This is a genomic window from Aquimarina penaris, from assembly GCF_040786285.1.
Classification (GTDB): Bacteria; Bacteroidota; Bacteroidia; order Flavobacteriales; family Flavobacteriaceae; genus Aquimarina.
This window is the reverse complement of the sequence record NZ_JBFMKQ010000002.1, coordinates 775,358-789,134: the sequence shown is the minus strand read 5'-3', so window position 1 is coordinate 789,134 and position 13,777 is coordinate 775,358. Positions and strand designations below refer to the sequence as shown.

Sequence of the window (13,777 nt, the reverse complement as noted above, 5' to 3'; positions counted from 1 at the left end):
TCATGCACAAATACATTATCACATCCCTTATACTGGGATTATTTATCATTACCACTACACAGGCTCAGAAGAATAAAAAGAGCGAAAAAGATAAAAAAGAAGAAGAAAAGTGGGACGTTTCTAATCCAGAGGGAGCTTTTAATTACAAAGATCATAAATTCTCTACCAGCGAAGGTACATGGATGAATCTTGATGTAAGTCCGGACGGAAAAACAATTGTTTTTGATCTTTTAGGTGATATCTACAGTATGCCAATCTCTGGAGGAAAAGCAAAGGTGTTACGTACCGGAATCCCTTTTGAAGTTCAGCCTCGTTTTAGCCCAGATGGTAAGAAAATTTCTTTCACAAGCGATGCAGGAGGAGGCGATAATATTTGGATTATGAATAGCGATGGTAGCAATGCCAAACAAATTACTAAAGAAAAATTTAGATTACTCAATAATGCTACCTGGATGCCAGATGGAAATTACCTAGTTGCCAGAAAACATTTTACCTCGCAACGTTCTCTAGGTGCAGGGGAGATGTGGCAATATCATATCACTGGCGGTACAGGGCTACAGTTAACCAAAAGAAAAAATGATCAACAGGATGTCAATGAACCTAATATTTCTGCAGATGGAAAATACATGTACTACAGTGAAGACGTGTATCCAGGAGGGTTTTTCCAATATAACAAAGATCCAAATAAGCAGATTTATGTTATAAAAAGGTATGAGTTTGAAACTGGTAAGACAATAACGGTTACCGGAGGGCCAGGAGGAGCGGCCAGACCACAGGTATCCAGAAATGGTAAAATGTTAGCTTTTATAAAAAGGGTGCGCACCAAAACTGTATTGTATATTCATAATCTGCAAACAGGTGAAGAATGGCCCGTTTACGATCAACTAAACAAAGACCAACAAGAAGCATGGGCTATTTTTGGTATTTATCCTAATTTTAGCTGGATGCCAAACAATAAAGCTATAATATTTTGGTCTGGCGGAAAAATCAACATCATAGATGTTACCAGTAAAGTAGTTTCAAATATTCCGTTTACAGTAGATGCTACCATCAAAATTGCAGAAACACTTCATTTTGATTCACCTGTAGCTCCAGAAAACTTTACTTCCAAAGTGATTCGTAATGCGGTCACCTCTCCTGATGGAAAAACTATTGTTTTTAGTGCACTGGGGCATTTATGGAGTAAATCTTTACCCAAAGGAAAACCACAGCGACTTACAAGCCAATCTACCTATTTTGAGTTTGAGCCAAACTTTTCTCCCAACGGTAAAGAAATCGTTTTTGTTACCTGGAATGACGAAGATCTGGGCTCTGTAAGTAAAATACCTTTAACAGGAGGAACACCAACCAAATTAACTACAGAAAAAGGAATTTATAGAACTCCATCATATAACTCATCGGGTAATTTGATTACCTATAGAAAAGAAAGCGGAAACAGTGATCAAGGATTAAGCTTTGCCAAAAACACAGGGATTTATACGATGTCTTCTGCAGGAGCAAATAATAAGTTGATAATCGATGAAGGCGAATATCCGATGTTTTCAAAGGACGGAAAACGTATTTTTTATCAAACCGGAGGCACCTATTTTGGTAAATTGACCAAAAACTTAGTCTCTGTAAATCGTAACGGAAAAGACAAGAAAACACATATCAAATCCAAATATGCAAATCGATTAGTTCCTAGCCCAGATAATAACTGGATTGCTTTTACCAATTTACACAAAGCATTTATTGCTCCTTTAGTCTTAAATGGAAAGGAGATTGATTTAGACAACAAATCCAAGTCTGTCCCTGTCTCTCAAATCTCTAAAGATGCCGGTATAAACTTACATTGGTCTAAGGATAGTAAAAAGGTTTTTTGGACACTTGGTGATGAATACTTCTCTAATGATATCAAAGATAGGTTTACCTTTTTACCAAACTCTCCCGAAAAAGTTGGAGAAGTAACCGCTAAAGGAGTAAAAATCGATTTATCAGTAAAAACAGATCTTCCTCAAGGTAGAATTGCATTTACCAATGCAAGAATCATTACTATGGAGGGTGACCAAGTAATCGAAGATGGTACCATTATCATTAAAGAGAATCGAATCGAAAAATTAGGAAACTCTACCGATATTTCTGTTCCTTCGGATGCGAAAGTATATGATGCGAAAGGAAAAACGATCATGCCAGGAATTGTAGATGCTCATGCGCATATTGGTGGTTTTAGATATGGATTAACCACTCAAAAACATTGGCAATTATATACTAATCTGGCTTTTGGGGTGACCACATCTCATGATCCTTCTGCCAATAGTGAGTCTATCTTTACCATGTCTGAAATGATTAAGAGCGGAGAAATGGTTGGTCCTCGTATCTATTCTACAGGGATCATATTATATGGAGCCGATGGGGATTTTAAAGCCGTAGTAAATAAATTAGATGATGCAAGATCATCGATCAGACGAACTAAAGCTTTTGGAGCTAAATCTGTAAAAAGTTACAATCAACCACGTAGAGAACAGCGACAACAAGTGATCCAGGCTGCTCGCGAATTAAAAATCAATGTTGTTCCTGAAGGAGGATCAACATTTTATCACAATATGTCTATGATTATGGATGGGCATACTGGCGTAGAACATAATATCCCTGTAGCTCCTGTTTATAAGGATGTAAACGAATTATGGAAGACCAGTAAAACAGGATATACCCCAACGCTAATTGTAAACTATGGAGGAATGAACGGTGAATATTATTTCTACCAAAAAGATAATGTTTGGGAAAATGAAAAACTTCTAAAATATACACCAAGATCTATCGTAGATGCCCGATCCCGACATAGAACAATGGTACCAGATGAAGAATATGAGAATGGACATATTTTGGTATCTAAGACCTGTAAAGCTCTAACCGATGAGGGAGTTAAGGTAAACCTAGGTGCACATGGACAATTACAAGGTCTAGGCGCTCATTGGGAATTATGGATGCTTCAACAAGGTGGTATGACAAACATCCAAGCACTACAGGCTGCAACTATAAATGGAGCTCAATACATAGGTGCAGGTAATGATATTGGATCTTTAAAAGAAGGCAAGCTTGCAGATTTGATTGTACTGGATAAAAATCCTTTAGAAAATATTAGAAATACTGAAACTGTAAAATACACCATGGTAAATGGAAGATTATATGATACTAATACCATGAATGAAATTGGCAATACGACCAAAGAGAGATCCAAATTCTGGTGGGAGAATAATAAATATAGCCAAGCTTTCCCTTGGCATCAAGAATCTCAAAGCTTTATGAGACCAGGATGCGGATGTCATCTTGGACACAACTAGATATGCAAAACCCTCAAAGGTTTTAGAGAAATTTGGGGGCTTATGAGGATAAAATCTTTAACTAAAATACGTATCATGAGAAATTCATTATACCTCATGTTCATTTTTATAATCGTTTTTCAAAGTTGTACAAAGATCAAAACTGATGACAAGATTGTAAATGAACAAGCAAAGGAAGAGACCAACTATTTTGATTACACCAATAGGGATGATCAATTTATGGGTGGGATTAAAATGATCCCTATTACTACTCCCAAAGGAGAATTTAAAGTATGGACTAAACGAATCGGCAATAATCCAAAAATCAAAGTATTGCTACTGCATGGTGGACCAGGAATGACACATGAAATTTATGAGTGTTTTGATGGGTATTTTCCGCAGGAAGGGATTGAATATTACTATTATGATCAATTAGGTTCGTATTATAGTGATCAACCCAAAGATAAAAGTCTGTGGGATCTTGATCGATTTGTAGAAGAAGTGGAACAAGTACGTATTGCTTTAGGGTTAAATAAAGACAATTTTTATCTCTACGGGCAATCATGGGGCGGCATTTTGGGTATGCAATATGCCCTAAAATACCAACAAAACTTAAAAGGTTTGATCATCTCTAATATGGTAGCTTCTATTCCGGAGTATCAAAAATACTCTGATGAAGTACTGGCTCCAAAATTAGATCCCGCAGTTTTAAAGGAGATTATGAGTTATGAAGAAAAAGAAGACTATTCTAATCCAAGATATTTGGATTTAATTGTCGAACATTACTATACCAAACATGTGATTAGAATGCCTGTGGATCAATGGCCTGAACCTGTTAATAGGTCTTTTAAGCACCTCAACCCAGATGTGTATATAACTATGCAAGGCCCCAGTGAATTTGGAATCAAAGGAGATGCTACGCTAAAAAACTGGGATGTAAAAGATCAGTTATCAAAGATCAAAGTTCCTACACTTGCTATAGGGGCTAAGCATGACACTATGGATCCCAAAGAAATGGAATGGATTGCTAATGAAGTGCAAAACGGCCACTATTTATATTGCCAAAATGGAAGTCATCTATCACAATTTGATGATCAAAAAATCTTTTTTACCGGGCTAATAAAATTTATCAAAGATGTAGACGGTAATACCATTAATTAGAAATAAATACAGCGATCAAATGAAACAACTTCTTTATATCCTTCTTGTTATTTCGATTATATCTTGTTCTCAACCGCAAGCACAAGTTAGTAAAACTGCGGTATTGATTAAAGACGTAAATATTATTAACGTTGTCGATGGTTCAATATTAAAAAATCAATATGTAGTTATAGATTCAGGAAAAATTAAAAATATTACTGATACAATAGAAAATGCAGATAGTTATACTACTAAGATTAATGCTGAAGGAAAATATCTGATGCCCGGATTAGTAGAAATGCACGCTCATATCCCGCCACCATCGGTAAGTAAAAAACGTATTGAAGAAGTCTTGTTTTTATATTTATCAAATGGAATAACTACAATTAGAGGAATGTTGGGACATCCTAGTCATCTCGAATTACGGGAGAAAGCATTAGGTAATCAGATTCTTAGTCCAAGGATTTTTACTTCGAGCCCATCTTTGAATGGAAACTCTATAAGAACAAAAGAAGAAGTAATAACCAAGGTAACCACTTACCAAAAAGAAGGATACGATTTTCTAAAAATACACCCGGGAATTAAGCTTGAGGTATTCGATCAATTAGTAAAAACAGCAAACGAAGTTGGTATTCCTTTTTCTGGACACGTTCCTGTTGATGTTGGAGTGCGCCACGCCCTAACAAGTAAATATGCTTCTATCGATCATATAGATGGATTTCTAGAAGGCTTAGTCCCCGAATCCGCAAATGTAAACCCCAGTGACAATGGTTTTTTTGGATATAACTTTGCTCCCTTAGCAGATGAATCCAAAATTGATGAACTGGCACAATTAGCAAACGACAATAAAGTATGGATTGTTCCTACACAAAGTTTGTTTGAAAGATGGTTTGCGCCAATAACTGCAAATGAATTATTGAAAGAACCAGAAATGAAATATATGCCCGCTTCTACCCTACAAAACTGGAAAGACAGAAAGGGGCGCTACACTGCAGACAACCCAAATTTTAATGAAAATCAATGGAATCAATTTAATAGCATACGAAGAAAGCTCCTTAAGAAACTAAGCGATAATGGAAATCGAATACTACTTGGATCAGATGCTCCACAATTATTTAATGTCCCAGGATTTTCTATTCATCACGAAATTGATGGAATGATTCGTGCTGGATTAACTCCTTTACAAATCATCCAATCTGGCACCATTAATCCAGCAATTTTTTTAGGCAAAGAAGATACTTTCGGACAGATAAAAACGGGACTGGATGCCGATTTAATCCTTCTGGATTCTAATCCTATTCAAAACATTCAAGCGTTACAACAAGTTTCTGGAATTATAGTGAGAGGAAAATGGTTATCCATAGAAGATATTAATATGAAATTAAGTGAGATTGCTCAAAACGCTGCTCAAAATTGAAGAATTAATCAAATATATAGATACGATGCACTTAGCCCAAGTAAATATTGCCGAAATGATTGCTCCTATTAATGATCCTGTTATGACAGATTTTGTAAATAATCTTGATCGTATCAATGCGCTGGCAGAAGAAAGTAAAGGGTTCGTATGGAGACTTAAGGATGAAGAAGGAAACGCTACGGCAATTACAGTATTTGATAATCTTTTTTTAATTATTAATATGTCGGTATGGGAAGATATGGACACCTTGTTTAATTTCACTTATAAAACCGCACATGTCGAAATTCTAAAACGAAAAAAAGAGTGGTTCAAAAATATGCCCAGAATGCATATGGCATTTTGGTATGTCGACAATGGGCACCTTCCGACCCCAGAAGAAGCCAAAGAAAGATTATATTACTTACAAGAACATGGAGAAACACCCTATGCGTTCTCCTTTAAAAGTAAATTTACCGAAAAAGAGGCTAGAGAATATAAAGTGAAAATGTAAGGAATTTGATGTTTCTTAATATGCCCGGTATTTCAAAATTAAAATGCTTCTTTTCCTCATCATTTGTAGTTATATATGGGGTATGCATGGCAAATCAAATTTAAAACAGAATATCGAGTAAAAAACAAAAAATAGTAGATCGAAAAGAATATACTTCTTTAAAGTATTAACCCAATTTTATGATACCGTCTACAAGAAAATCTATAATTTAGTTAGATTCGAACATAAAGTTATGTCTGCAATTATCAAAATCAAACCTTTAGGTTTTCCATGGGAAACCAGTGATCCATTTTTATTTTGCGCCTATCATGAAGATCAATACCCAAAAGGAAATGATCAACTGGGTCCTAATGTTTCTTTAGAAGGACGAAATATCGGACAAGATTTCACCCTCAAAGATGGTTGGCGAATGTATCACGGAACTAAAATCCCAGGTTTTCCGGCGCATCCTCATCGTGGGTTTGAAACTGTAACTATTGCTCAAAAAGGATTAGTTGATCATTCCGACTCTCTAGGTGCAGCAGGAAGATTTGGTAATGGTGATGTACAATGGATGACCGCTGGTAAAGGTGTTCAACATTCTGAAATGTTTCCATTATTGAATACCGAAAAAGAAAATTCATTATTACTATTCCAAATTTGGCTCAATCTCCCTCGAGATAAAAAAATGGTAGACCCGCATTTCAAAATGTTATGGAATGAAGAAATCCCCAAGGTGGTTATACAAGATGATAATCAGAAAACAATTGAAATTACTTTAATAGCAGGGCAACTAGAAGGCAAGTCTGCTCCGACCCCTGCTCCTGATTCTTGGGCTCTAAACCCAAAAAATGAAGTTGCTATTTGGACCATGAAAATAGAGTCGAACGCGGTTTATACTTTTCCAAAAGCTTCGGAAGGAATAAGCAGATCTTTATATTTTTTTAAAGGAAGTGAAATTACCAGTGATGGATATACTATACCTGTAAATCATGAAATCATTCTTAAAGCAGATCAAGAGCTTACCATTAAAAATGGTGATGCCGAAGCACATATTTTAATGTTACAAGGGAAACCCATTAACGACACCGTTGTAAAACATGGCCCTTTTGTAATGAATAGTCAAATGGAAATTAGAGAAGCGATACTTGATTATCAGCAAACCGAATTTGGAGGTTGGCCATGGCCGGGCTATGATCACGTACATGATAAATCAAAAGGTAGGTTTGCTTTATACCCAGATGGAACTGAGATAAAGAAGTAGATATAGTACTTTAAATAGATAATAATTAATCACTACCTTTAGAATGCGAATTGCGATATTTAAGTATTGCATAATCCTAATACAAAAAAAGAATAGAAGATTTTATCTAAATGCATCGTAGAACACTACTTCTTTTAGCACTATTGTTTTTATTGCATTCGATTCTGTTTTTTTCCTGTTCTCAAAAGGATATATTAACAAATACAGAAAGAGACTGGCTTAACGCAAATGATAAAATCACCATTGCGTTTTTTCCTTATTATCCTCCATATGAGTTCATAAACGAAAACAATACTATTGAAGGCGTTTTTATTGAATATATAAATTTAATTGAACGTAAAATAAACCATAAATTTAAAAGGCAGTATTACTTTCATTGGCCAAAACTGATGGAAGATGTAAGAAACGGAAAGATTGATATCATTATGCAGATACAGTCTACAAAAAACAGAGATACTTACTTAAATTTCTATGCCGAGCTTTTTGAGTCACCACATGTAATTGCCACAAGAAAAGATTATTTTTCTGGAAATAAAATCACCGATTTCACTCATAAAACGATCACCGTACCAGAGGATTATGCCATTTTTGAAAATTTAAGACGTCAATACCCAAATCTTACCTTTATTGAAGATGAAGATGATTTAATATGTCTTCAGAAATTAAACTCTGGAGAATATGACGCATATATTGGACCAAGAGCAGTCGTAAACTACCTCATCAGAACCGAAAATTTAACTAAGTTACATATTACCGGAGAAACTGATTTAATATATAAACCTGGAATTGGTGTTGACAAAAACAACAAAATACTTAATCAAATTTTTCAAAAAGCAATTAATAACATTTCTCAGTCAGAAAATCAAAATATCTTTGAAAATTGGTTGTACACAGAGACTAAACCTTTTTATAAAAAGGTTGATTTCCTAATACCCATAGTTCTTCTTACACTGTTAGGTTTATTAATCATTTTGGGAATAAATTTTTATTTAGGTTTTATAGTAAAACAAAAAACAAAAGAGCTTAGAATCGCAAAGGATCTTGCAGAAAAAGATGATCAATTAAAAACGGCCTTTATTCATAATGTGTCGTATGAAATTCGAACACCGATGAATAACATTCTAGGGTTTTCAAAATTTCTAAATGAACCAAAGCTTACGAATGAAAATAAAGAAAAATATACCAACGTAATAATCAATAGTGGTAAAAAACTAGTTGAGAGTGTGGATAATATCTTACAAATTTCACAATTACAAACGAAACAAGTCAGTCTTAATGTAGAAGAAGCAGACTTATCTGAAGTTCTTGACGATATTTATACTTTTTTCGAAAAACAAGCAAGAGAAAAGAGTATATCATTAATCCTTAATAATAATCTAAAAGAAAATCAACAATTTATAAGAACTGATAAAGCAAAACTTATCAAAATCATAAATAATTTGGTTGAAAACTCTATAAATTTCACAGAAAAAGGAGCGGTTCTTATTTCTTGCATAGTTCAAAACCCTACCTTAATTATTACTATAAGAGACTCTGGAAAAGGGATTTACAATAGAGATAGACAAGCTATACTAGAAAAAGATTACAAATCAGAAAATCAGATATCAGAAAAAAACGGAGGACTAGGATTAGGGTTAATCATTGCAAAAGAAAATGCTAAATTAATGAAGGGAAAGTTATCTTTTTCTTCTATTCCGTCTAAAGGTTCAACCTTTAGACTTGAGTTACCATATTATCCTGCAGATATTAACAACACTACTACCCCATCCCAAACGAATATCAAAAACAATAAGTCAAAACAACATATTGTCTTGATCGCAGAAGATGGCGAGGTTAATTTTATTTTCCTCAAAACAATACTATCAAAAATAAAAGGATATAATTTTATTATTCACCGGGCAAAAAATGGTAAAGAAGCAATTACGTTTTGTATTAAAAACGAACAAATTAACCTTGTCCTTATGGATATAAAAATGCCGGAAATGAATGGATACGAAGCGACAAGAATAATAAAGAAAATGAACCCCGATTTACCTATTATAGCTCAAACCGCATACTCCACCAATGAAGACATCAAAAATGCGCTGAATGCCGGCTGTGATGATTTTATTTCAAAGCCTATACATCCAAAAACATTAAGAAAGCTATTAAAAAAACACCTTCAGACGGCTTAATATGAATGTTTTTTTGCACAAAAACATATTTACATAAATGGCTTTCAAACACTTAACCATTTATACAAATTAATTACAAAATAACATCTACTATTTCTTTTGAAAAAATTACGATTATAGTATCTTTAATGTACAAGCAAAAATAGTAGGGGAGCTTTTTTAGAATCATATTATGGTAAATAAATTAGGGTATTCTTTTCTTATACTTTTTGCTTGCATTAGTCTTTTTTCATGTACAAAAGTCAATGTTTTAGATAACAAAGAAAAGACTTGGTTAAAAAATAATGACAATCTATCAATAGCTGTTTTCCCTTATTATGCTCCGTATCAATTCATTAATAGTAATGAAAAAATAGATGGGGTTCTTATTGATTACTTTAGTCTTATTGAAGATAAAATTGATTATAAATTTAAAAGGAAGCTCTATACCAATTGGGAACAATTATTGACCGATGCGAAAAAAGGTGAAGTAGATATTATCCTTGAAATACAACAGACACATACCCGAGATTCTTATCTTAATTTCTATTCTCAACTTTTTGAATCTAGTTATACCATTGTTACTCGAAAAAATGTTGAGTATAGCTCAAAATTAAAAGGTTATTATGATAAAACAATTACAGTACCCAAGGATTATGGTATACATGAAATCCTTAAAGAACAAGAAAAAAATCTCTTCATTGCTACAGAAATTGATGATTTAACATGTTTGAAACAAGTTAGTAATGGTAAATATCATGCGTATATTGGACCAAAAGCTGTGGCTAATTATCTAATTAAAACAGAAAATCTCAATAACCTTAAGCTTGTATCCGAAACAGAGTATAGTTATGCTCCAAGCATGGCCGTTCAAAAAAACAATGATATACTTAATCAAATTATTGCCAAAGCATCCAATAGTATAACCGACGATGAAAAAGAAATAATCTTTGATAATTGGTTATATCACAATGTAATTCCTTTTTATAAGAAAACAAAGTTCTGGATATTTTTTGCAATGGCTGCTTGTTTTCTAATGACTATCATTTTAGGTCTAAACAGGTATCTAAAATATCTTATTCGAAAAAAGACAAAAGAGTTAAAAATAGCTAAGGAACTTGCAGAAGAAAGTAATAAATTAAAAACCGCATTTATTCATAATATTTCTCACGAAATCAGAACTCCAATGAATGGTATTATTGGCTTTTCTGAACTACTTAATGATCCAAAGTTAACCCCAGAGGAGCAAGAACAGTATACAAAAATAGTGACGGATAGTAGCAACCAATTAATTAATATCATTGGAGATATTACCGAAATTTCAAAATTACAAACCAATCAAGTAGAGATCAGTACCGAAAAAACAGACCTTAATGAAATCTTTGAAAGATTATCTTCTAAATTTCTGGGTATGGCTAACGACAGGAATATCAAAATTACTTTTAGAAATGAACTAACAAAGTCCAAAAGTATAGTACAAATAGATAAGCCCAAAATTCATAAAATTTTACACAACCTAATAGACAATGCCATAAAGTTTACCAATGAAGGAGGCATAGAAGTTACTTGCCAGTTAAGCAATAACCAACTTATGTTTAGTATAAAAGATACGGGTATTGGAATCAAACAAAAAGATCAGGAGCTAATTTTTAGGAATTTTTCTCAATCGGATAAAGATGTTACAAAAAGTTATGATGGTCTTGGATTAGGATTATCTATTTCTAGAAAAAATGCAAGGCTTCTTGGGGGTGATATTTCTTTTACCTCTATACTTAATGAGGGGTCTATTTTTACCTTAACACTACCTTATCACCCCATAAATGATTGATAAATTAGATATTAAAACGTATTCGTAAAACATGCTTTTTAAGTCTTGCATTTTTAAAAGTGTTACTATTATAGTATCTTTATTAAAGAAATGTTAAAGTAAATCCTGAAGAAAAACCGTGTAATGCTTAAAAAATTACCCCTTTTCCTACTCTTTACGGTAGTCCTTATTTTATTCAACTCATGTTCAAAGGATTCAATTTTGAGTGAAAAGCAAAATAAATGGCTACAAGAACAAGACAGTATCAAAGTAGCTATTTACCCTTATCATCCTCCTTATCAAATTATTAATGAACAAGGAAATGTAGACGGTGTTTTTACTGAATATCTCGAGCTTATCGAAGAAAAGATAGGGTACAAATTTCATCAAAAAATTTACAATACCTGGCCAGCATTGATGGAAGATGTTAGAAAAGAGAAGGTAGATCTTATTGTTGAAATACACCCAACAAAAAAACGAAAAGAATACCTAAACTTTTATGCCTTCTTGTTTGAAAGCCCCCATATGATCGTCACTCGAAAAAAGGATTCTAATGGCGCTAAAATTTCTGATTTCTCAGATAAAATTATAGTATTACCAAAAGATTATGCGATAGCAGAAATCTTAAAGCAAAAATACCCAGAATTAAATCTTGCCTTTGAGGAGGATGAAATAACTTGTTTACAAAAACTAAATTCAGGTAAATATGATGCTTTTATTGGCCCAAAAGCGGTGGTACATTATTTAATCAGAACAAAAAACATTAATAATTTAAAAATTGCTGGCGAAACCGATATCTCTTATAAAACAGGAATTGCCGTTTTTAAAAAAAACCAAATTCTTAATAAGATTATTTCAAGAGCTACCAAAGCTGTATCAAGAAAAGAAAAACAAAGTATTTTAGATAACTGGATATTCAATGTAGTGACTCCATTTTATCAGAAAACCATCTTTTGGGTATTTTTCTCTATCGGAGTAATTTTAATTTTACTAACCATATCATTAATTAATAGATATCTTAAGTTCAAAATAAAACAAAAAACACAAGAGCTGCGTATTGCAAAAGAAAATGCCGAAAACAGTAATCAACTTAAAACTAATTTTATTAATAATATATCTCACGAGATCAGAACACCAATGAATGGTATAATGGGGTTTTCTGAGTTTCTTAATGATCCCAATATAACTCCGGAAGAACGAAAAAATTATACCGGTATTATTATTGAAAGTAGTCATCAATTGATGAGTATTATTGATGATATTATGGAAATTTCTAAACTTCGGAGTAAACAAATTAAGATACAAGAAGAAGAAACAAACTTGAACGATCTATTTCAAAAATTAATGAGGGATTTTGAAACCGTTGCTCAGGAAAAGAATATATCCTTACTACTTGAAAATACAATACCACAAGAAAAATCTCTTGTTTTAATTGATAAATCTAAAGTCGACAAAATCCTGAATAAGATTATTGATAATGCAATTAAATTCACCACAGAAGGATCAGTCAAAATTCGTTGCTCGATTACAAAAGACCAATTAGCAATTACTATTGAAGATACCGGTATAGGGATTAATACCGAAGATCAAAAAAACATATTTAAAAGCTTTTCTCAATCTGAAAAAGAAATTGCCCGAACATACGGTGGTTTGGGTCTAGGCCTTACTATTGCCAAAGAAAATGCAGATTTAATAAAGGGAAAAATTTTATTTACATCAACTCTTAACCAAGGCTCGTCTTTTACACTTTTATTAGCCTATCATCCAATCATTGACTCCAATAAAAATAATATGAAATCAGATCCTAAAGAAAACTTTGTAAAACCATTTAAGCATGTTATCCTAATAGCTGAAGATGGCGAAGTTAATTTTTTGTTTCTTAAAACTATTCTTCAAAAAATGGAAAACTATAAATTTGTGATTCATAGAGCAGAGAATGGAAAAAAAGCAGTTGAAATATGTGAAGAGAATGAGAACATTAATTTAGTTTTAATGGATATTAAAATGCCAATAATGGATGGATATGTTGCTACAAAAAAAATAAAGAAACTAAGACCTTATCTACCCATTATAGCTCAAACTGCTTATTCTACAGAAGAAGACATACAAAGAGCATTAAATGCAGGATGTGATGATTTTGTATCAAAACCTGTTGATCACAAAATTCTTAAACCGATGCTTAAAAAATATTTTTCATTCTTTCAAAGTTAAAATTAGATTTTGGCGTC

General features: G+C 32.9%; 8 protein-coding genes. All 8 read left to right on the top strand.

All coding sequences use genetic code 11. From position 1 onward, the window contains the following. Window positions 1-2 precede the first annotated feature (2 nt). A complete protein-coding gene (locus tag ABW637_RS13060) occupies window positions 3-3,320 on the top strand; it encodes an amidohydrolase family protein (RefSeq protein WP_367585145.1) in 3,318 nt (1,105 codons plus the stop codon). 75 nt (window positions 3,321-3,395) lie between these two features. Then, window positions 3,396-4,460: a proline iminopeptidase-family hydrolase gene (locus ABW637_RS13055; protein ID WP_367585144.1), complete on the top strand. Its 1,065-nt coding sequence runs from the start codon at window positions 3,396-3,398 to the stop codon at window positions 4,458-4,460. Between the two features lie 19 nt (window positions 4,461-4,479). Beyond that, window positions 4,480-5,856, top strand: a complete 1,377-nt coding sequence (locus tag ABW637_RS13050) for an amidohydrolase family protein (protein WP_367585143.1) — start codon at window positions 4,480-4,482, stop codon at window positions 5,854-5,856. Beyond that, a complete protein-coding gene (locus ABW637_RS13045) occupies window positions 5,825-6,346 on the top strand; it encodes a DUF3291 domain-containing protein (RefSeq protein WP_367585142.1) in 522 nt (173 codons plus the stop codon). The genes ABW637_RS13050 and ABW637_RS13045 overlap by 32 nt, the downstream gene beginning before the upstream one ends. 232 nt (window positions 6,347-6,578) lie before the next feature. Continuing rightward, window positions 6,579-7,589 (top strand): pirin family protein, encoded by a 1,011-nt coding sequence (locus ABW637_RS13040; RefSeq protein ID WP_367585141.1) that lies wholly within the window; start codon window positions 6,579-6,581, stop codon window positions 7,587-7,589. A 110-nt stretch (window positions 7,590-7,699) separates the two neighbouring features. Next, on the top strand, window positions 7,700-9,763 hold the full coding sequence (locus ABW637_RS13035; protein WP_367585140.1) for a hybrid sensor histidine kinase/response regulator: 2,064 nt from the start codon (window positions 7,700-7,702) through the stop codon (window positions 9,761-9,763). A gap of 172 nt (window positions 9,764-9,935) precedes the next feature. Continuing rightward, the gene (locus ABW637_RS13030) at window positions 9,936-11,570 is read left to right on the top strand and encodes an ATP-binding protein (RefSeq protein WP_367585139.1); all 1,635 of its coding nucleotides are present in this window, start codon (window positions 9,936-9,938) and stop codon (window positions 11,568-11,570) included. Between the two features lie 201 nt (window positions 11,571-11,771). Further along, complete coding sequence (locus ABW637_RS13025) at window positions 11,772-13,760, top strand: response regulator (RefSeq protein WP_367585138.1); 1,989 nt, start codon at window positions 11,772-11,774, stop codon at window positions 13,758-13,760. Window positions 13,761-13,777 lie beyond the last annotated feature (17 nt).